At 44.4% G+C, this 21,175-nt stretch carries 21 protein-coding genes; 2 read left to right on the top strand and 19 right to left on the bottom strand.

Going from position 1 to position 21,175, the window contains the following annotated elements; genetic code table 11:
- Positions 1-38 precede the first annotated feature (38 nt).
- The 11 genes from SDEN_RS16355 to SDEN_RS16405 form a co-directional block, all read right to left on the bottom strand.
- Positions 39-395 (bottom strand): hypothetical protein, encoded by a 357-nt coding sequence (locus SDEN_RS16355; protein WP_011497567.1) that lies wholly within the window; start codon positions 393-395, stop codon positions 39-41.
- A gap of 78 nt (positions 396-473) precedes the next feature.
- Positions 474-959: a RebB family R body protein gene (locus tag SDEN_RS16360; protein WP_011497568.1), complete on the bottom strand. Its 486-nt coding sequence runs from the start codon at positions 957-959 to the stop codon at positions 474-476.
- A 9-nt stretch (positions 960-968) separates the two neighbouring features.
- Positions 969-1,199 (bottom strand): RebB family R body protein, encoded by a 231-nt coding sequence (locus SDEN_RS16365; RefSeq protein ID WP_041405861.1) that lies wholly within the window; start codon positions 1,197-1,199, stop codon positions 969-971.
- 94 nt (positions 1,200-1,293) lie between these two features.
- Positions 1,294-1,560 carry a RebB family R body protein gene (locus SDEN_RS16370; RefSeq protein WP_011497569.1) on the bottom strand — a complete coding sequence of 89 codons (267 nt, stop codon included), beginning with the start codon at positions 1,558-1,560 and terminating at the stop codon, positions 1,294-1,296.
- A 102-nt stretch (positions 1,561-1,662) separates the two neighbouring features.
- Complete coding sequence (locus SDEN_RS16375; protein WP_011497570.1) at positions 1,663-1,929, bottom strand: RebB family R body protein; 267 nt, start codon at positions 1,927-1,929, stop codon at positions 1,663-1,665.
- A gap of 24 nt (positions 1,930-1,953) precedes the next feature.
- Positions 1,954-2,232, bottom strand: a complete 279-nt coding sequence (locus SDEN_RS16380) for a RebB family R body protein (RefSeq protein WP_011497571.1) — start codon at positions 2,230-2,232, stop codon at positions 1,954-1,956.
- Between the two features lie 54 nt (positions 2,233-2,286).
- Positions 2,287-2,583, bottom strand: a complete 297-nt coding sequence (locus SDEN_RS16385) for a RebB family R body protein (protein ID WP_011497572.1) — start codon at positions 2,581-2,583, stop codon at positions 2,287-2,289.
- A gap of 192 nt (positions 2,584-2,775) precedes the next feature.
- A complete protein-coding gene (locus tag SDEN_RS16390) occupies positions 2,776-4,098 on the bottom strand; it encodes a helix-turn-helix domain-containing protein (RefSeq protein ID WP_011497573.1) in 1,323 nt (440 codons plus the stop codon).
- Positions 4,099-4,241: 143 nt separating this feature from the next.
- Positions 4,242-5,501, bottom strand: a complete 1,260-nt coding sequence (locus tag SDEN_RS16395) for an AAA family ATPase (RefSeq protein ID WP_011497574.1) — start codon at positions 5,499-5,501, stop codon at positions 4,242-4,244.
- Between the two features lie 334 nt (positions 5,502-5,835).
- Positions 5,836-6,549: a subclass B1 metallo-beta-lactamase SHN-1 gene (locus tag SDEN_RS16400; protein WP_011497575.1), complete on the bottom strand. Its 714-nt coding sequence runs from the start codon at positions 6,547-6,549 to the stop codon at positions 5,836-5,838.
- 198 nt (positions 6,550-6,747) lie between these two features.
- The gene (locus SDEN_RS16405; RefSeq protein ID WP_041405863.1) at positions 6,748-7,941 is read right to left on the bottom strand and encodes a class I SAM-dependent rRNA methyltransferase; all 1,194 of its coding nucleotides are present in this window, start codon (positions 7,939-7,941) and stop codon (positions 6,748-6,750) included.
- 395 nt (positions 7,942-8,336) lie between these two features.
- Between SDEN_RS16405 and SDEN_RS16410 the strand changes: the two genes are divergently transcribed.
- Positions 8,337-10,070 carry an FAD-binding oxidoreductase gene (locus tag SDEN_RS16410; protein ID WP_011497577.1) on the top strand — a complete coding sequence of 578 codons (1,734 nt, stop codon included), beginning with the start codon at positions 8,337-8,339 and terminating at the stop codon, positions 10,068-10,070.
- A gap of 81 nt (positions 10,071-10,151) precedes the next feature.
- Here SDEN_RS16410 and SDEN_RS16415 read toward each other — a convergent pair whose 3' ends face one another.
- The 5 genes from SDEN_RS16415 to SDEN_RS16435 form a co-directional block, all read right to left on the bottom strand.
- The gene (locus tag SDEN_RS16415) at positions 10,152-11,096 is read right to left on the bottom strand and encodes a hypothetical protein (protein WP_011497578.1); all 945 of its coding nucleotides are present in this window, start codon (positions 11,094-11,096) and stop codon (positions 10,152-10,154) included.
- The gene (locus SDEN_RS16420) at positions 11,096-11,782 is read right to left on the bottom strand and encodes a hypothetical protein (protein ID WP_011497579.1); all 687 of its coding nucleotides are present in this window, start codon (positions 11,780-11,782) and stop codon (positions 11,096-11,098) included. The genes SDEN_RS16415 and SDEN_RS16420 overlap by 1 nt, the downstream gene beginning before the upstream one ends.
- Before the next feature lie 328 nt (positions 11,783-12,110).
- Complete coding sequence (locus SDEN_RS16425) at positions 12,111-12,995, bottom strand: LysR family transcriptional regulator (RefSeq protein ID WP_011497580.1); 885 nt, start codon at positions 12,993-12,995, stop codon at positions 12,111-12,113.
- Positions 12,996-13,078: 83 nt separating this feature from the next.
- Positions 13,079-14,230, bottom strand: coding sequence for a chromate efflux transporter (gene chrA / locus SDEN_RS16430; protein ID WP_011497581.1), 1,152 nt, complete (start codon positions 14,228-14,230; stop codon positions 13,079-13,081).
- A 130-nt stretch (positions 14,231-14,360) separates the two neighbouring features.
- Positions 14,361-14,783 carry a MarR family winged helix-turn-helix transcriptional regulator gene (locus SDEN_RS16435; protein WP_041405864.1) on the bottom strand — a complete coding sequence of 141 codons (423 nt, stop codon included), beginning with the start codon at positions 14,781-14,783 and terminating at the stop codon, positions 14,361-14,363.
- A gap of 256 nt (positions 14,784-15,039) precedes the next feature.
- Between SDEN_RS16435 and SDEN_RS16440 the strand changes: the two genes are divergently transcribed.
- Entirely contained in the window at positions 15,040-15,219 is a 180-nt protein-coding gene (locus SDEN_RS16440; RefSeq protein ID WP_011497583.1) for a hypothetical protein, read from the top strand.
- Between the two features lie 160 nt (positions 15,220-15,379).
- Here the strand turns inward: SDEN_RS16440 and SDEN_RS16445 are convergent, their stop codons facing one another.
- From SDEN_RS16445 to hrpB, 3 genes are all read right to left on the bottom strand, one after another.
- A complete protein-coding gene (locus tag SDEN_RS16445) occupies positions 15,380-16,084 on the bottom strand; it encodes a DUF3581 domain-containing protein (protein WP_041406474.1) in 705 nt (234 codons plus the stop codon).
- 157 nt (positions 16,085-16,241) lie between these two features.
- Complete coding sequence (gene mrcB / locus SDEN_RS16450) at positions 16,242-18,548, bottom strand: penicillin-binding protein 1B (RefSeq protein ID WP_011497585.1); 2,307 nt, start codon at positions 18,546-18,548, stop codon at positions 16,242-16,244.
- A gap of 13 nt (positions 18,549-18,561) precedes the next feature.
- A complete protein-coding gene (gene hrpB / locus SDEN_RS16455) occupies positions 18,562-21,114 on the bottom strand; it encodes an ATP-dependent helicase HrpB (RefSeq protein ID WP_011497586.1) in 2,553 nt (850 codons plus the stop codon).
- Positions 21,115-21,175 lie beyond the last annotated feature (61 nt).

Consider the following 21,175-nt stretch of genomic DNA (forward strand, 5'->3'; position numbering starts at 1 on the left):
GCTCCTGTTATCTCCTAATCACTTATCTGTGAGCCCGCTTACAAACCTTTAGAAAAATCTTCAAGCACCTTGCTCGCTCCAGAACCGACACTGGTAAAGTTGGTGGTACTTTGTATTACTAGCGTGTTCACTTCTTTTAGAATTTCTGCATATGGCTCTGTCAGACCCGTTGCCAACATTTGCGACAAGGCAACCCCCATGGCAGTCGTTGCCATAGTATTAATATTTCTTAAGTTATCCGTCGCATCCTGTACAGCAATGGCTGAGGATTGCGAGATTGACTGGAATGCTTTACCTGTTCCAGACGCCTTAATTACATTGCCACTCAGTGTCGCCTCTTGCACTTTATTTACCGTTGCTACGATCTGAGTATTCACATCTTGTTCACTGCCCATTGTGCGTCCCCCTTCTTAGTTGTTAATGTCATCCCATTGAGCATTAGCTTTTTCATTGCCAAGCTATTGCAAAGGGCGTTATACAATCTTATTAAGTTGGCCTTGTAACGATTTTGAAACCGTGTCCAATAGTGGTTTGTCACTCTCAGCTATGGTTGTTTTCATTTCAGCTAACGCTGTATTAAATGCTTCTAAAAGAGAGGTCTGAGTGATCAATTTATTGGACTTTCTCAGCTCAACAAGTGTCTTAAAGGTTAATTCATTCTTGATTTTATCTTCAGCAAGTTGAAGTTTTTGTAATTCGAACTCCAGTGCTTGTTTTGACTTAGAACCTGGATGTAGCACGGTTTGCGTACGTAACATTTTTGCACAACTGGCGTTCAGCGCTGCACCTGCCGAGGTTTGCGAATTTTGTTGCGCCGTGATGGCATTGAACATAGACATGCCAATGGTTTCTGTTCCGGCGACATCCAGCATTCCCATCGACTGTGCAGGTGCGCCGCCTGTGAGTAGCATTTGGATCTGACTGACCGAATCGGTCACTTGATCGTTCACTGAGCTCATATTTTTTCCTTAGCTTTGCTTCAATCCATTCACTATGCCTGCGGCTGTTGCACTCAGCATCATTACACAACACTGGTTTACACATGCATTTTGAATAGACTGTGAATGTGACTCATTATTAACGGCATTTTCCATTAATAAACCTATCGTATTGGCCATTACAACATCGGTTACCGCCATTGAGAATGATGCGGCAGCAGCTGTGCTCTGCTCATATCCTGGGTTAACCTGAGTTGCCATTACGACTCCTTTTACTCACCATTTTACCGTGACGCTTTTAAGAAATTGGCGATATTGACACGCTTTCTCAGCCAATATCGCCAAAGCAATTTATCTATCGATAAATTCTTGCTGTACCGACGGCGTCCGCTGCAACATCAATGGAAAACATAGTATTAACACCCTGCACAAGCGCCGCCTGTGCAGTAATACCATTGTTTTGCTGGCCTGTTGTTGCATTGTGAGCCGCATTCGATAGCGCCTGACTGGTCGCGAGCATAAAGTTACCCGTAGCCACTGCTGGCGCATCACCGAGCACCTTAGTATTAACTTGAGATACTGAATCAGTAATTTGACTGTTTACTGCTGTTGGAAATGCCATAGTTTATTCCTTTCAACTAGTTATTGGAGCGATCTTAATGACCGCAAGTGTGTCCGTCTGTCGCGCTGTAACATCTATGCTTTCAAGGTTTAATCAAACCTATTAAGCATATATCTTACTCGTCGCAACAGCCGTGGACGCGGTATCGACCGAGTAAAGTAAGCTTACTCCTGCCGTTGTCACAGCTTGCGCTGTAATATTTGCTTGTTGTTGCGCCGACGTTGCATTGTGGGCCGCATTGGCGAGTGCTTGTGACGTCGCTTGAAACAAATTCCCCATGGCAATAGCGGGCGCCATTCCTAACACTTCTACATTGACTTGAGTAACTGAATCAGTAATTTGACTATTGACTGCTGTCGGAAATGCCATAAATATGCCTCCTTATATTTTCCATTAGCCTTTTAGGCTATTTAAAATATCTGTCGTTCCCACTGCGGTTGATGCGGTATCAATGGAGTACAAGGTGGTCACTCCCATGGTCGTTGCGGCCTGAGCGGTAATTGCTGATTGCTGCTGAGCCATGGTTGCATTGTGCGCCGCATTGGCTAGCGCTTGCGAAGTCGCTTGAAATAAATTCCCCATCGACATCGCGGGTGCATCGCCCAGTACTTTGACATTGGCTTGAGTGACTGAGTCGGTAATTTGATCGTTTACTGCTGTTGGAAATGCCATATTTTTCTATCCTTTTATGAGTGGGTATTAATCGTGAATATTGCTAAGTGTGATTTAACCTAGACCTTTTACTTTTGTAGGGGATGGCGTCAAAATCGATTTAGTTCCCATTGCAGTGCTCGCCGTATCGATTGAATACAAGGTTGTCACACCCATGGTTGTCGCAGCCTGAGCGGTAATTGCAGATTGCTGCTGTGCTAGGGTTGCATTATGTGCTGCATTACTCAGTGCTTGTGATGTGGCTTGGAATAAATTGCCCATCGACATAGCAGGCGCATCGCCCAATACTTTAACGTTAGCTTGAGTGACCGAGTCGGTGATCTGGTCATTGACCGCTGTTGGAAATGCCATAGTTATTGCCTCATAGTGTTTAGTCGTTTAATTCATCGGATTTTGTTACTACTGCGTTATTTGAAATAATCTCTCTCAGTAATCTCAAACAATGTAGATATCATAATTAATAAAAAATAAATTTAATTGGTAGTAAAACGTTGTTGATTGGCAACTGCTAGGCCCTCGTTGGTATAAATCATTTTTTATAAGCTAATGTTGAATATATAACTGCAGTAATGGATGTGCTAAGTCATTAACCAACGCCAACAGTTCTGGGCTAGATTCTGATTGACTAAATTGATCTCGGTAAACACCAGGGCTAACGCCAACCGTGGTTTTGAATTTACGCACAAAAAAACTCAAATCCGAAAAACCGACATCATCACAGACTTGTGTTACCTGCCTATGGGGGGTTTGGGAGAATATTTCCATCGCTTTTACAATTCTTAGCCGTAGTAAGACCTGTTTAAATGACATCCCTAAATAATGCTTAAACAGATAAGATAAATGAGAAGGGCTAATGCATGCATGCTTTGCCAACTCCTCCATGGTGAGATGAGCTTTGAAGTTTTTATACAAATAAGTAATGGCTTTATTCAACCCAGGATGATTCTTAGCATGGTGGACTATATTATCGCTTTCAGTTGACCCCACCTGATCTTGTTGATGGTTAACAGTCAACACAGGGGCAGAAAATCCGACAGCTTGATTATCAATTTTCAAGTAAGGTTTAGTAAATATCTGCCGTTTTATTGGGTCTATACACAGCTCGCTTAACGCTTGTGTTTGCCTCATTAATGGAAAACTATTGAGTAATATTTGTCGATTGATAATCGATGATTCAGCCTGCACCGCTAATTTATCAAGACACCTTTTCAATTGCTTAACGTTTTCAGGCCAAGAATAATGCTTCAATGTATCCCAAGCACAAGCTTGAAATGAGAGTTTTCCTATATTGTGATCACTCAATTGATACGCTTGTACGAGCGCTTCAATGTCTTGTTCCCGATTAGAGAGTGTAGGTAGTTCAATATTCAGGCAGTGGTAATGCAACCAATGTAGGAAATGTTCTTTTATTAATCCAGCTTCATTTTCTATAAGTTCAACCTCGATCATAGGCGCAGTCGAACTGCTGACGATGAGGCGAACATCTGGCTTTGAAACATCATTGCGAAGCCAAAAGCTTTTTAAGGATCCAGTAGCCTCTTCAACCAAGTCATCAACATTTTTAATGTATAGGCTACCTCCTTGGGCTGCGGATATGCCCTTTTCTATCTGAGCTATTAGCTGTTGCTTGTTGCTATTTTTACAGCTGATGCTGATAAAGGGTGCCCCAGTTCTAACACTGCAATCATGTAACATGCGTGCAGCAATTTCCTTCCCCGTACCTCTCTCTCCTATGATGAGTACAGGAAGCTCGCTTTTCGCCATGGCACCTAATCTCTGTTTCGTTATCAGTATAAATGCACTCTCCCCTATCCATGATGTTAGCTGCTGATTATTTATGGCCGCTTTCAGTTTTATATCGTTCATCTTTTTCCCCTCTATGTCGTCAATTCCATGTGAGGTAATGCGAAATTACTGCATTGAGTGGCTAAACAAACCAACCGCATCGCCTCTGTGGAACAAATTAACGAATAAGAGATCTCGAAAAAGGATCACATTCGGATCACTTGCTATGCATTCAATCGATTATGTTGTTCTGAATAAACAGAAGCAGTGTCACTGTCATTCATTTGTGCTTTTACAATCTCCCAAATTAATATGTGACGAAAAATGTAGCACTCAGAGCGTGGATAAAGAAATCCGATCCGAACCAATCTGTGCAATAAACATATGCAGGGCTCCGATAATTGGGAATTGAATAACTCAAGGGTGTCGATACTAACGCAAGGACCACAAGCGGCTAAAAACTGTAAAAGTCGGCATTCAATGCCTGTAAGCTGTGTTAACATCCCTTGAACACTGTTAACCATCTCTTCTGGAAAATCTTGATCCGGTCGTTTAGACTTAATCAGTGCCTTTAGTATTAAGGGGTTACCTCTTGCCCGCTGAACGACTATTTTTTTATACGCCGCAAGCTTCATGGGCTGACACGGATTCATTTCCACCTCATTATTGACCAAAGCATTCATAGCAATAGCCTGTAAAGGTTTAAGTTGTATTTGGTTTGAACTTTGAAGCCAATCAGGTAGATACAAGAGCCGATGAACATCGGTAAGAGAAAAAATAATCAATATGGGTTGCGTTATCATGTTTTGAGTAAATATTTTAATAACTCTGAGCTGCCCCTCATTTAAAATGTGTAAACTATCAATGGCTAATACCGATACTTTTCGTTGTTTAAAGTTTTGAATTAACCCCATCACAGAAAGTACTTCGACTTCATGTAATCGATTTTCGCTCAAATTATTTATGGCTTGTAACTCAGATTTATGGAGAACCAATCCAGATAAACGAAGTAAATAAAAATAAACTAAGGGGGAAGTCGAAATCATCTTAATTCTAAAGCGCAACTGTTCATCATCAAATATTTCAGAAATATCTAACAGTGTACAAATAAACCTGCGAAGAAATGTGCCTTGGTCAAGACTACATAAATATAAAGCGCGCCAATTAGTTTGATCTAATCTAGACAAGAAATGGCGTACTAAGGATGTTTTACCTAAACCTTGCATGCCATAGACACACGCCGTTTTCAGACCCGTTTTTGATGACAGTTGAAGTTTTTGCAGCAGGGATAACTCCCAATCTCTCCCAATACAAGGTATTAACTGTGTCGGCCGTTCTCTCACATAATCCCACAATGATACCGGGATATCACCTATCAAATCTTCAATAGAAATATGAAAAAACTCACTTAATTGGACTAGGGTTCGGTATAAAATGTTTTTCCCAGCTTCCGCCCTTTTAATTGAACCAATAGATATCGACAACCTACGAGCCCTGCATTCATCAACTAATTTTTCCTGACTCAGCCCATTTTTTTTCTTAGCAGTTTCAAGGTGTACTTATTAAGAGCCACTCGTCCATGTGGTACTGTTCTCATCTTGTCGACCTTTCATATATCAAAGTTATATATAACTAGATACAAAAACAAAAAACAAGATAAATCATCATGTTACACATAAATTACACGACTGTTATAGAACTATCACCCACCAGCGGTTCACTTTTTGGTATAGTTCAAAAACACATTTCCTGTGTGACAAATTCAACGTACTTCACCCTGAAGAACTGAATTAACATTCATGAACTAAACCCCTAAGATCACAAGGCTTTTCTGGCAAGCTGTTGGGTTAGCTCTAACAAACTCACGTCCCCTATTTGGCCATGCCCTGGGATAACCATATCTATGTTTGGGTATTTAACCATGACATTTTGCAATGATTTCGGCCAATCTTTAATTGAAGCATCTTCGATGTTGAGCAGTTTTCTATTGTTAAAACTCTGCACTAAACAACCGCCAAAGAGTAAATTAGATTTCGCTAACCAGACAACAAGATTATCTTGGGTATGACCCGCACCTGGGTAATAAGCTTGGATCACTCCTGGGACTAGATCAAAGGTCTCAGAAGTGATTTCATTGCTTGCCGGTTCACGGTTATTGGCTTTTAACAATTGATTTGTCAGTGTCGTCGCATAGGTATTTATTTTTAGTTTATTTAATACTGCAAGCCCGCCACTGGAGTCTTGATGAAAATGGGTGACTATGACCCCACCTATGGTTAAGCCTTTAACGGTAACCCATTGAATTAATGTGTTGGTATCCGCTTCCGTCCATGGGGTGTCAATCAAATAGGCTTGCTTGCCCACGATAACAATTAAGCCGTTTGCAGCCATAACGCCATAAGCGTCACCATCTGATAGTGAGGTATGCTGGTAGACAATATCGGAGAGTTGCACAATTTTGAGCTTTGACGGCCCCTGAGCTGCATAAGTGAGACTGGATACCATTAACAATAGACACAGAATAAATCGCATACATTCACCTTCTTGGCTTGAAGAAAATACTTAATACTTATTGCATTAGTGAGTTAAATTGCTATTTGTACCCAATTATTGGGCAGGATTCACTTAAATGCCAACAAAGACAAACTTAAAATCTAACTAACCTTATATAAAGCCAATAAAAATGCAGCCAACTTGGCTGCATTTTTTTCTAAACGTATATGGCTTAGCCTACCAGACTCTGGCAACCAGTCCCTTAAGGTAATAGCCCTCAGGGAAGGCACTACTGATAGGATGATCGCTCGCTTGATGCATGCGCTCAACAAACTGCACTTCACGTTTAGCATCAAGGGCGGCATCGGCAACCACTTTTTGGAATAGGTCAGACTCCATCAAGCCAGAGCAAGAAAAGGTCAACAATATACCGCCAGGATTAAGTAACTGCATGGCAATCATATTGATGTCTTTGTAGCCACGACAAGCGCCATTGAGCTGCGACTTATTATCGGCAAATTTAGGCGGGTCAAGCACAATCACATCGAAGGTTTTACCTTCATCACGGTATTGGCGCAATAATTTGAACACATCGGCTTCATGATAATTGACATGGCTATCATCGAGACCATTGATGGCCATATTGTCACGCGCCGTTTGCAGTGCTAATGCCGATACATCGACATTCTCAATACTGGCAGCACCCGCTTTGGCAGCATACAAACCAAAGGTGCCGGTGTAACAGAAGCAATTAAGCACGGATTTACCTTTCACAAAACGCGCCGCGATAGCGCGGTTATCACGTTGATCTAAATAGAATCCTGTTTTATGGCCTTTAACCACATCAACCGCTATTTTAATGCCGTTCTCTTCTATGATAATTGGCATAGCTGGCAGCTCACCGTGCAGCAATCCTTGCACGGGCGCTAAACCTTCCTTCTTTCTTGAATCCACATCGGAGCGCTCATAGATGGCGCAACCTGGGAATTGCAACGCCAATTGCTCAACGAGAGTATCGCGCCACTTTTCCGCGCCCGTATTAAGCAGCTGGCATACCAGCACATCGGCATAGCGATCGATAGTGATCCCTGGCAGCCCATCAGATTCTGCAGCAATCAAACGGTAACCAGTTAACCCCTGTTCACGAATAAGATCTTCGCGTCCTGCCTGAGCTCTTTGAATACGGCGAGCAAAGAAATCGGCGTCTATGGCCTCTTCTTTATCGAAGGTCCAAATACGTACTTGAATTTGTGATTCAGGCGACCAAGCACCCCGGCCTAACCAGCGGCCATCATGAGCGACCACATCAACAGTGTCACCCGCTTGGGGTTTGCCGCCATTGACGTTATGTATGCCGTTAGAAAACACCCAAGGGTGACGGCGCTCTAGTGAACGCTCTCGGCCAGGTTTAAGTTTGATTCTGATAGCCATTCTGATGCCTAATATAATTGGGAACGGATAATAACAACTCATGCAAGCTAGAGTGACAATACGCAGCGATGAGTTTAATGGCCGCGATCATAGCCTGTTTTAGGAATAAAAACCTGATAAATAACCATCCATAGCCCCAGACCATAGTTAGCGATGTATTTTCTCCCATAGCTTGTGGGTCTAAGAATCATACTCAAAAATAGCCTTATGGGTAATCGTCACTGAAATACAGAGCGAGTAGTGTGATTAAAAATAGTGCTGAATGGCTTAGTAAAATCCATTTATTTTAGTTAAAGCTTGGGCTTATTTGAATACAGCAATCGAACTAACGGCAGCACCCTTGCACAATGTCCAGTCACAAGTTCAGCATCGAGCCATCATTAAGGAAGATACCCATGTCAATAGATCTCGCAATACTTAAGGCCTGCGAAGCCCAATTCTCCACCTTCCCCTTAAAACCTGAATTTATTTGGGCGTGCGATCCTAAGACGGATCTAGCCTATCAAGCAGCGCGTAAGGTGTTTAATCGTAAGTTTGATTTTATGCCACCACTTATTATCAAGGTTAAAAACACCGAACAAGTCGCTATGTTCATGGCTTTTGCTAACAAGCATATTTTGCCCTTTACCGTAAGATCCGGTGGCCATGACCATGAAGGGGAATGTACTGCAACCGGTAAGGTGCTGCTTGATTTCTCCTTGATGGATCATGTTGAAATCAAGCCAGGATTAACCCCATACCGAGGACAAATGATCAAACAGCTTGCTGTACAACCTGGTGCAAGATTTCAAAAAATTAAGCCGGTTCTTGATCAAGCACACTTAGCTATCGCTCACGGCACATGTAAAACGGTAGCCATTGCAGGCTACACCATGGGAGGGGGTTGGGGACCTTGGACACGCAAATATGGTATGGGTTGTGAACGCTTAACCGGGGCAACCTTAGTGCTTGGCAACGGCGACATTCGCTTTCTGGGCAGTAGCGCCACATTCAACACACTAACCATAAACCTTAAAACAGAACAGGAAAATGATGAACTCTTATGGGCCCTACGAGGTGGCGGTGGATTAAGCTATGGCATTGTCACTGAATTATTTTTTGAACCCTTCGATTTGCCACAAATAGCGAAAAGTTTTGTGATAAAACGCACTACCTTTCCAGTATTGAGCCACATTAAAGCGGTACATATTATTGCCGCTTGGGAGCAGGTTATTGCTCAAGGCAATAACCCTCATTTAATAGGAACTAATCTGCAAATGATCGCCAAGCCTGTGGCAAATGAACAAGAGGTAAGCTGTGACGCGTTACTAGATTGGAACTTTAACGGCCATTTTGGCGGTACGCCACTTGATTTATTGAATATGGTTTTACAATGGGTGAAAACATTAGGGCAAATAGTTAGGCGGGATAAAAGTTACGCTCGTTTAGGTAAACCACTTCTGGATCAAGGCGATGTAAAAAGCATTAAAGACAGTTTTGACAAAGCCATGCCTGCAAATACTTGGTATCAATTAAACACTAAAGCCAATAACCAAATCTATCCACTGCATTTTGATCATTGGGATAGAGTTAATAATGGACTAACCCTTGAAGATGACTGCCCATCACCTCACAAAATAACCTCTAGAATGCCGACTCCTTACTGGAATAAAACCAGTCGAGAACAATTAGTTTGCTCATTGCAATCAAGGCTATTGCACACTAAAGAGTGTAACACTGTCAGCGCCTACATCACGCTAGGGGCTATCAGTGGTGAGTATTATGCGAAGAAACTCAGCGAACCCAAGGAACTGCAATTACCGGTTGCATTCCCTTATCAAACCAGTGCCTTTACCATCCAATACCAAGCATGGTGGGATCAGCCAAATGGCAAAGATTGCGCAATGACAGAACAAGACATTATAGATGCTATTCCCAATCGCTTAGCAGAAAACCGTGCCCAAGATTGGATAGCCAGTTGCCGTGATTTTCCCATCAAACACACTAAAGGTGCTTTTATTAGTTTTAAAGATGCCAGTGTGACAACCGAGCAATATTTCACTGACAACTACCACGCGCTTATCGATGTTAAAACAAAACATAGTAAAGATGTCAATTGCTTACTGAGAAGCCGAAAAACTATTATTTAACTCTTAATAGTTATGACCATGGACGCCGCGTAACGGCGTTCATGGTTAGCAAGATCAGCGCTCCTTAGACCACTTTGTCAATTATAAGGCTTTAGTCAAACAGTAAGCGGGGTGGTCTTTAGGGTAATCTGTAAGCTCACCAACAACCTCAGGAGATAAAACTTGAGATGTAGGGTAATGGATCAACCAGTTGCGTAAATTTCTAATCAAGGTATAACGGCAGCTATGCTCCACAATTGTTCCTCTAATGTACTCTTTCGTCTCACCAGTTTTAATCGTAATAGTCGCTGGTTTAACTGAAGGATCTAGCAAGCGCTGCGATATAACACCTGTGACCTCAGATTGGAGACTCGATAGTGCAAGTTGAGACATTTCCATCAATAGCGCATCTAAGAGTTCCTTTCCTTGACCGGAGATAATTTTATCAATTTCATCCTTGTTCAACACTCTGCTATTAACCTCAATGAGATTTTGATATTCCCAGTTCTGCTTCCTTTTTCCTTTATTCTTTTTTCCACTCCAAACAACCATTTTCAATGACAAGCGTTCTAAATTTTGACTAACAAAATAGATCGGCTTCAAAAATATTGTTTTATTATCTGCTTTATCTATCGATACGTAAAAATCTTGGTATTTGCCTAGAAAATCCTGAAATTTAGTCTCAAGAACTAACCTTGAAATCGGTTCTATTTGCATATTAGCCATGATTTGACGTTCAGAGAGTGCATTATCTTGCAATGAACTATTGATCGCGGCATGAGCAACCACTTGTGCCAGCATACCGCCAGCGCCAATGCCTGCGTACATTATAGAAGGCTGATTGATTGAGTCATCATTGACATACTCCCCTCGGACATCAATCGCTGATAGGGATTCTAAAGAGAAGGTAAACTGCTCTTCCTGAATAAAATCAGCCTTCGATAAGAGTTTTGCCGAAATATAATCGTCTCGATTCGGCGACTTACAGCCCGAAAGGGCTGTAAGTATGCACAGTAAAATCAAGGCTTCAAAAAAACACTTTTCCATTACAAGAAAATTCTATTTACTGTATCTTTTACACTCTCAACGGCTTGATAATAAGCATTTGTCACACCAGGAAATACTTTGGGTTCATCCCACTCGCCTTCTACAGCTACTTTTTTGTCCGCTTGTAAATATTGCAGGTATTGATTAGTCGATAAATCTACAGAATAAACTAAACCATTAACATAACCTTGCGGATCACTCGTTGGAATGTATGAAGAGTAGCTCCTAAATGCCCCGTGCTCGACAATGTTCAATACAACAAGTACATCTATATTCAACTTATCCTTTAATGAACGAAAATCTTGTTTCGCAAAGCCCAATTCACCTTTGAATTTTTTTAATTTTTTGAACTCTTTCGGGTCAATATTAACGAATTCAACTGAACTGCTCTGCTTTCTATAGCCCTCAAGTAAAACTTGCTTTATTGAAGTAATATCTTCTGTACTTAACGATTCCAAATGTGAACTTAATGAGCTGTTCGCTGCAGAAGCTACACCATAACAAAGCAAACAACCTGCACCATAAATGTTAGTTGTCGCTTCACCTATGTCAGTGACATAGATCCCTATTTTCTTTTCAGGGCTCAATTGATTTGTTTGTAAAGGGACGAGAGGCTGCGGTGTAGAGCCACATCCAGTGATAATGAGTGTCGCTAACGACACTAGGATTATAATTATTTTTCTCATTGATAGTAGGCTCGTATTTAAACTAACGCTTATAAGGAAAGTGATGCTATTAAAATTATTGATTAGGTTCAAGAAATTTAACGCCCAGTTGTGAATAAAATGTGATTATTATGTTTTCACATTTAAAGCTCACTGAGACGTTTACACCTTGAGGTCTTTAAATTATTGATCAACTTTTCAATTTCTATATAACATTTATGGCACTAGCAATCGCTAACTGGTAGGAAGGCATTATTCAATAAACATAATAGCCAGGTTCACCAAATGAACTTATTTCAAACCATCTTTAAGGCAACAATAAACTAGACTAAGACTCAACAATCAAAGCTCAAATCATTTGGTTTAAGGCGACTTTCAGTTCAGCCAGCAAAGGCTTGCCTAGGGGGCTAAGCTCGAAACCATGATGCCAAAACAGCTGGGTAAAGCGCGCCATGGGAGCGAGTTCATTGGCGAGGTTTAGTATAACTAACTCGCCTGAGTCCAACTTGTACTGCACTAACACCTTAGGTAGCACGCTGTAAGCAGGTAATTGGCCCAGCAATGTTAGCAACTGGGGTAAATCAGGGCTGATGCAATAATGGCTGCTAAAGCCCACATCGAGGATATCCGCTTTCATCTCCCCCCTGCCCCAAATTAATTCACGGTATTGCGCCAGCTCGCGGCCATCACAAACTTGACCAGCCAATGGGTGGTCAGGGCTTACTACGAACACATCTTGATAACGTCCTACTCGGCAATATCCCCATTGTAGCTGAGCCAGACTCAAGTCCTCATTGACGAGTACTAGGTCAATCTCTTTGGTTTTAAAGCTCTCCAGCAAGGCATCACGGCTGTCGCTGATAATCTCCACATTGACCTTAGGGAAGGCTTGGCAAAATAGTACAACAGCCTGATTAAGGCTGCTGATGGGAATATAGTTTTCTACACCTAGCACTAAGGTATTTTTACCCTGCAGGGCTAACACCTCGGCGGCACCTTGAAAACTGTCCCATTGCGATAGTGCCATGATGGCACTTGGCAATAACGCCTCCCCTGCGGCATTGAGTACAATCTGATTCTGAGTACGCTCAAACAAGGTCAAGCCAAGATCTAATTCAAGATTGCTCAGCCACTGGCTCACCTGAGACTGGCGCTTACCCATACGCCTTGCAGCAGCCGATACTGAGCCAAGCTCGGCCGTTAGCACTAAGGCGCGCATACCCTGTAGGTTCATAGGCAGTACCACTTGATATTGAATTTATGCATCACAGTTATTCATGAGACATTTGCATCACACTTTTGCATCACATTTTTTACTCATAAGAAAGTCATCACTGCGCCAACGAGACTAAAACCTAGCACTAATAACACTATGCTAGGTTTGAATATTTTAAGCATACCAAAGCCTAATAATACCAGCGCCATGTCTAGCGGGGTGAGCACGGCTGTGGTGAACACAGGTTGATAAAGCGCGGCTAACAGCAAACCCACCACGGCGGCATTTACCCCAGCTATGGCGCCAGCAATGGTTGGGCGCTCACTAATCGCATGCCAGCTTTTAAGCCCCACTAGCATGAGTAAGAAGCCAGGAATAAATATCGCCAACGTTGCAACTAAGGCCCCTAAAATGGGTGATTCAAGCCAAATGTCGGCGCCGAGAAAAGTCGCTAGAGTGAACATGGGTCCTGGGATCGCTTGCGCTAAGGCGTAGCCTGTTAAGAATCTATCTGGGGAGACAAGTTCCCCCACATTAGCTTGCAATAATGGCAGCACCACATGGCCGCCACCAAAGACTAGGCTGCCCACCTGATAAAACTGAGCAAACATTTGGACTAAACTATCGTGATGATTAATAAAATAAAATGAGCTTAACAAGCCGATAATGAATAACAACAGCCAAGAATAATTAAGCGCTATGGGCGATTGTTCAACTTGGGTATCAGCCCCTCGCGTGAGCAACACAGTGCCTAGCATGGCCGCAATTAACAGCACTAATAACTGAGCTAACATGAAGGGAAATATCAAGAGGATGACAGCGGTCGCCAGCATAATAATCTGGGCCGTTTTACGCTGGCAAAACTGCTGAAACATGCCCATAGTGGCGTGAGCGACCACCACCAAAGCCAAGAGTTTTAACCCATGAATAGCACCGGCAACTTGAACATTCTCAAGCCAGTGAGCACTGGTCACCGCCAGTAAAAACATCAGCATAAATGAGGGTAAGGTAAAACCGATAAAGGCCATCAGAGCACCTAATAGCCCCCCTTTATGATAACCAATGGCAAAACCCACCTGACTGGAGCTAGGTCCTGGCATAAATTGACTCAGGGCGACAAAACTGGCGTAGCGCTTATCATCAAGCCAATTCAGCTCCTGTACAAATAGCTGCCTAAAATAGCCAATATGGGCAGCAGGCCCGCCAAAACTGATTAAGCCTAACGTGAGAAAACGAATAAAAATCTGCCACATAATGAATGCCTTGTTCGAAAATAAAACCAAAGTGATGAGCGTCACTTATTACTGAATTCGAGAAATACTATGACAAGTCTATGATATTTTTATGACCATGTAATTTTGCCTTACGGTAAAATAACGCTCTTTAATCTGTTAGTAGCATTAGCGCCTTGTCACACAGCCGTTTAAGCGCTTGCAACTGACCAGCGTCGTCGCCCAGTTTACAACGCATTTTTTCAGGAATTAACCCTGCGGCAACTTTAAGGGCGACACCTTGTTTGGTGAGGCAGAGCACCCGCACTCGCTCATCACCTTGTGAACGCCCACGAGTCACCAAGCCCTTATTTTCCAACCTTTTAAGCAAAGGTGTTAAGGTCCCCGAGTCCAGATGTAGCGCTTCCCCTAAGGTTTTCACACTGATCCCATCTTGCTGCCACAGCACTAGCATGGCTAAGTATTGCGGATAAGTCAGCGACAACTCCTCCAGAAAAGGTCGATAGGCGCGCACCATGGCATTGGCAGCACTGTATAATGAGAAACACACTTGAGCATCGAGACTAGCAGGCATGGGATCCTGTCTATGGACTGTTGATTCGGGGTTGACAGCGAATGGGGGCTTCATAGGAACCCTTATTTAGGTTGCGCACAAGTTAAAACAATAATAACAAACTCAAGCACTTTTGTAATCCTAAGCAGCAAACCTTAAAACCGAAGTCTGGGTGACAAAAAAATATGTGAATATTTGTCCTCACTGGATGTATTTAGGCTAAAGTTTGTTCAAGATATGTCGATAAACAATTACCATTTATCTAAAGAGGTCTGGTATGGCAATCTCGATTAACAGTAGTAGTATTCCAGTTAATACAAGCAATGGTGATTTGGGCGTAAAAGTGGCCCAACTCGCCAAAGAGCAGCAAAAGGCGGAAGGTGAGATTGCAGTTAAGCTAATCGAAGCTGCAACTCCGGTCGGTAATTCAGGGCACAATATCAATACCACGGCTTAACCCTAGCTAACAGAAGCCTGTACTTTTCAGGCTTCAAAGTTAATAGTGAAACGCTGACTAGATAAAATTGATTTAATTAAGTCTCTTTAGTTAAATCTAAGCCATAAAAAATGCCTGTCTCCCTAGGAGTACAGGCATTTTTATTATTTAAGCTTATGACTTAAGAAAACATCAACTTGCGCGACTCATAAGTGTTGCACATGCCTTGAGCGGCCTCTTCTTCATACTCACGTAGACCGCTGAGCACTAAGGTCTTTTTACCTGTACCTATTATCTTGCCTTCACTTAATAGCTCAAAGGTTAAGGTTACATCACCACGTTTACCATCAATTGCCAGCTCTTGTGAGGCCAAATGTAGGCTCATTTCACTGAAATCTAAGGTGTCCAAATGGAACGACATGCTCTCGTATATCACCAAGGGACGGTCAGGGTTAATCATCACCTTGCGGGCCTTCATCAAAGGAATTAATACATGGATGAAGTTAAGTCCAGAAAACGCCACATAGCTGCGAATAAAGGCTTCTGTTTGCACCTCACAGCGACTCATGTCGCCACTACGACTTACATTTAAATAAGTTTTACCACGGGTGTCACTCAGGCTAAACTCATCTCCGGCGTTAGGGTCTAACGCTAACTCGACCCCATCCCCAACCATGCCAGCAAATTTAAAGGTCATATTTTTGCTTAACCCGCACTGGGTCAAGATCAATGCAAATAACAGATCCCCTGGAACGCAGAAACGCTTAGCGCCCACATCATGAATAGGATTAAAATCTTGAGCGACCTGCTTAGCAAAGTCACTTGCCTGCTGGGAAGAAATAACAACTTTATTGTTATTATTTGAAAAATAAGGAGATAAAAACATATTATTGGATTCTTCTGTAATTGACGCAGCCATATACCAGGATGCCAAACTCATTTTGGCGCAAGTTTACTGCAAAAACGTAAAACAACTCACCCGATGACTTGAGCCCACAACAGGCTCAAGTCATCAAAGGTCTAGCAAGAAGCGACTGCCTTAGTTATTTCCCCAATAACTGTTGCCACCAAGAAAGCGGCTGACCACAATTGGCCGCAGGCTGGTAACTCTGGGTTAAAGCTGGCAAGGCTTGAACATCACCGCAATCGGCGGACATGGCGACGCCGGTGCTGCGATCGAAATAGCCCTGCACCACACCTTCAACCGCCGGCATACGTAAGCTGAGTGGCGGCCGCTCCGCTAAGAATGCTTGGTAAACCGCCATGGCGCCGCTGCTGCCATAGAGGTTAGTCTTGCCATTATCATCACGCCCCACCCAGATAGCGGCCACATTTCGCTCATCAAAACCGGCAAACCAAGAATCGCGACTGTCGTTACTGGTGCCTGTCTTGCCCGCAAGCGCAACGCCGGGGAAAGCCTGACCTAAGCGACTTGCCGTGCCTGAGCGCACCACCTGCTGCATGGCATATTGAACTAGATAATCCGCCGCCGGTGACATGGCCTGTACAGGGTTGAGTTGATTGACCTCTAAAGGACGATTTTGGCTATCGAGCACCGCAGTGATAGAAGTTAGCGGCCTAAAACGGCCACCATTGGCTAAGGTTTGATAAGTTTGCGCCACCATTAAGGGCGAGCCATTAATCGCCCCGAGTAGCATAGAGGGGTATGGGTTAATGGCTTCAGACCAGCCGGCATTGGCGAGGGTTTGCGCAACATTATCCACCCCCACTTTTAAACCCACGTTCACTGTAGGCACGTTCATCGATTGTTTAAACGCCGTCATTAGTGGCACGGAACCCGAGAATTTCTTATCGACGTTTTTGGGTGACCACAGCTTACCTTGCTCGTTTTTCAAGGTGATTGGATTATCATCAATGGGGGTCGCTAGGGTAAATTTATCCCCTTGGGTTAACGCCGTGGCATAAACAAAAGGTTTCACTAACGAGCCTATGGGGCGACGTATTTCAACCGCACGGTTAAAGCCGCTAAACCCAGGTACCTTATCCCCCACCATGGCGGCAATCCCGCCTGTGTATTTATCGGTAACCACCATGCCCACTTGGACATTTTTAGTCCGTGACTCTAATGATTTCATGGTGGATACAACGGCTTTCTCAGCCGCCTCCTGCGCCATAGGATCAAGCGTAGTGTAGACCTTGACCCCAGACTCTTTTAATAGCCCAGTACCATAGCGCTGCTTTAACTCATTTTTAACCACAGCAAAGAAGGCAGGTAATTGTTGATGAGCCGAACGTCTAGCATCACGCAGTGCCAAGGGTGAGCGCGCTGCCGCCTTGTACTGTGCCACTGTTAATTTATTGTCTTCCATCAATAAACGCAGCACTAAATCACGGCGCTCTTGGGCGCGTTCAGGGTAACGCCATGGATTGTAATAGGATGGCCCTTTAATCACAGCCACCAAGAAGGCTTGCTGCGCTATAGTGAGCTCTGCCACTGGGCGGCCAAAATAAAACTGTGAAGCCAGCCCCATGCCATGCACGCCGCGGGACTTGTCTTGCCCCATATACACTTCATTCAAGTAGGCTTCTAAAATTGCATCCTTGCTGTAGCGAAAATCTATGATGAGCGCCATCAAGGCTTCACGCAATTTGCGCACGATAGAGCGCTCACTGCTTAAGAAAAAGTTCTTCGCTAGCTGCTGAGTTAAGGTAGAGCCACCTTGCACAGTACGACCCGCGCTTATATTGACTAAGGCGGCTCGTGCTATGGCAAACGGATTCACCCCATGATGCTCATAAAAGCTGCGATCTTCCACCAAAATCAGCGCATCCACAATCGCCTGGGGCATGGCTTCAGTGTTCACAAATACCCTGTCTTCACCGTCACCTGCGATAATTCTATCCAGCAGCACAGGCTCCAGATGGAACACTGCAAGCTCACGCTTATCAGTCATGCGTCTCACGGAATTAATGCCGTAACTGTCGAAACTTATCATTACCCGCAGCTCAGCTTGATCCCCTTCAGGGTGCAAGAAAGGTCGGCGCCACAGTTCGATGCGGGTGCTGGAAGCTGAAAACTCCCCCACTTGAGTCGGGTTAGCGACTTTTCGATAGCCCAGCAATTTAAGTTCGGCCATTAATTGCGGATGATTCACCGCAGCCCCAGGATAGAGCGCCATGGAACGGCTAAACACTTGCGCCGGCAGGTGCCATTTCTGGCCCTCAAATTTACGGGCGATGATTTGATCCAAATAAATAGAATAAAAGCTGCAAAATGCCAGCAGTACTATGCTGAGTTTCCAGCCGATGGACCAGAGGCGAGCCAACCAAGAAGAACCTGATTTACGCGTTTTTGTTGATTTCGATTTCGTTTTTGCTTTAGTCGTCATGGGGCTTCTTTAGTTAATTCAAACCTGGGGTTTTCTTCTTGGTAAATTTAGTTGGCACAGTATTTATTGGGTCATCCGGCCACAAGTGTTTAGGGTAACGGCCGCGCATTTCTTTCTTCACGTCCACATAAGGGCCATTCCAAAAACTGGCTAAATCTGAGGTGAGTGCCAAAGGTCGCTGCGCCGGTGATAACAAGGCCATGGTGACGGTTAACTTGCCATTAAATAACACTGGGCTCTGACTCAGGCCATAGGCTTCTTGTAAACGCACACTTAACCTAGCTTGAGCCTGGTTCTGGGTACCATCTTGCTGATAATGATAACTAATGGGGGCACGGGTCCCCGTTGCCATAGGCCAATGAGTGGGGGCAAGTATCTCCAATTTTTGATTCAGCTCCCAACTAAGGCGCGATGACAACAAAGGCAATAGATTAAGCTTGCTCAATTTAGTTAAGTTATTTACCTCACTCAAGTAAGGACCCAGCCAATGTTCCAGCTCGGCTAACAAAGCCGCTTCATCCATGCTGGGCCAGTCATATTCAGGGGCAAAAATTCTGGCTAACTGTACGCGGTTTTGCAGCTGGATAACAGCCTCATCAAAATTAACTAGGCTTAATCCTTTTTCGCGCAATAACGCAATCAACGCCGCCGTGCGCCCCTCAGCATCAAGCACTTGTCCCGTTTGGGTTTTTACTATTATGTGCCCGAGCCTATAACGGTTTTCGCCAAAGAAACGCCCCTTGATTTCATCCCAACCACAGTGAGATTCTTTAGAGACTAAGTAGGCTAATTCATCGTCGAATAAGCTCATGTCAAGTTCGGCAGCAAGGTACACTCGCCCAGCGCTGCGACCTTCATTCTCTTGAAAATCGGCGACGACTAACCATGGGCTCAACGACAAAGGATCCGCGGCATCTAAAGTGACCCCGGTACCATTACTCAATAAAAATCCTTCTTTGCCTCTGGCTTTAGCGATTCTATCGGGAAAGGCCAGTGCGAGTAATAGACTGATATCACTGTTATTAGCCTGACTTGCCGCCCGTTCTAGGCTGCCACTCAGCGCCAGTTTTCGCTGCCAGTTTCGTGCCTGTTGCCCCATACTGCCTTGGGTTGCCAACGCTAAGTAACCACTGATATCGGCGCCTTTTCTAGGCAAGCCGCGGGCCTCAATAATGGCCGCCAGCAGGCAGGCTAAATTTGAAAAATCACTCGCACTGTCAATTGATTGTGTCGCTGATATGGCTTTGGCCTTGAGTAACATATGCCCAAGCCTTGGATGACAGCCTAAGGCATGGGCCGCTTGACCTAAGGCAGTAATTTTTTTTCCTTCATCCACCAGCTCAAGACGCTGCAACAACTGCCAACTTAACTGCTCATGCACAGCTGGCGGCGCACTTAACAGGGGGAGTTTTTCACAGTCACTCACGCCCCAAGCGGCGCATTCCAGTGCCATAGAAACCAACTCTGCGGTGGCAATCTCAGCCTCATCGGCAGCTAATAACCGCCCTTGCTCTTCCTGACTCCAAAGCCTGATGCCAAACCCTTGGGCAACGCGGCCGGCGCGGCCACTTCGCTGCACCGCAGACGCTTGGCTAATGCGCTTGAGCCCGAGTCGAGTCACGCCGGTTCTGGGATTAAAACTGGCGCCGCGTTTATAACCGCTGTCCACGACTAAGGTGATATCGCTGATGGTTAAACTGGATTCGGCCACATTGGTGGCTAGCACCACTTTTCTAACTCCAGCCTTTGCAGGTGAAATCGCCTTATCTTGCTCGGCGGGTGATAACTCACCATAGAGAGGACAAACTTGGAACATTAGCGGGTCAAGCCGTTGAGACAACACGCTGGCAAGACGCTGAATTTCACCTTTCCCCGGCAAAAATGCCAGCAAGCCGCCTTGGAATACCTCAGAGTTTGCTTGCTTATGGTCAATGGGGTTTGTGAGTAATTCAACTATGACCCGTCCCATATAATCGAGCCACTGCTGCTGACTGGGGACAGGGCGATATTCGATATCAACCTTAAAACTGCGCCCCAGGCTTATAAGCTTGGCCGCCTCAGGCATTAAGCCTTCTAAAGGCAGGCCGGTTAAGGTCGCCGACATGGCAATTAAGCGCAAATCATCCCGTAAGGATTGCTGCACTTCTAAGGCTAAGGCTAGGCCTAAGTCTGTGGTTAAGTGGCGCTCATGAATTTCATCGAAAATAATGATATCTATACCCGTGAGCTCGGGATCGTCTTGGATCATCCGCGTCAGAATGCCTTCGGTGACGATTTCAAGGCGGGTATGACGGCTGACCTTGCTCTCACCTCGCACCCGATAACCGACCGTTTCCCCCACAGCCTGATTAAGCTGTTTGGCGATAAACTGGGCCACGCTGCGGGTGGCTACTCGTCTGGGTTCCAACATGAGAATGCGGCCAGTAATCTCAGGCCAGCCGAGCATCTCCAAGGGCAGAGCCGTGGATTTACCTGCCCCAGTGGGCGCTTCTATGATGATTTGCTTATGGCTTGTGAGCTTTTGCCTAAGTGCTGCAAATAAGTCTGCTATGGGTAATGACGACAAGGAGACAACTTCTTAATAAAAAACTGCCCCAAGTGTACTGGCGTCAAAGGCCACAGGCAAG

The organism is Shewanella denitrificans OS217, assembly GCF_000013765.1.
Classification (GTDB): Bacteria; Pseudomonadota; Gammaproteobacteria; order Enterobacterales; family Shewanellaceae; genus Shewanella; species Shewanella denitrificans.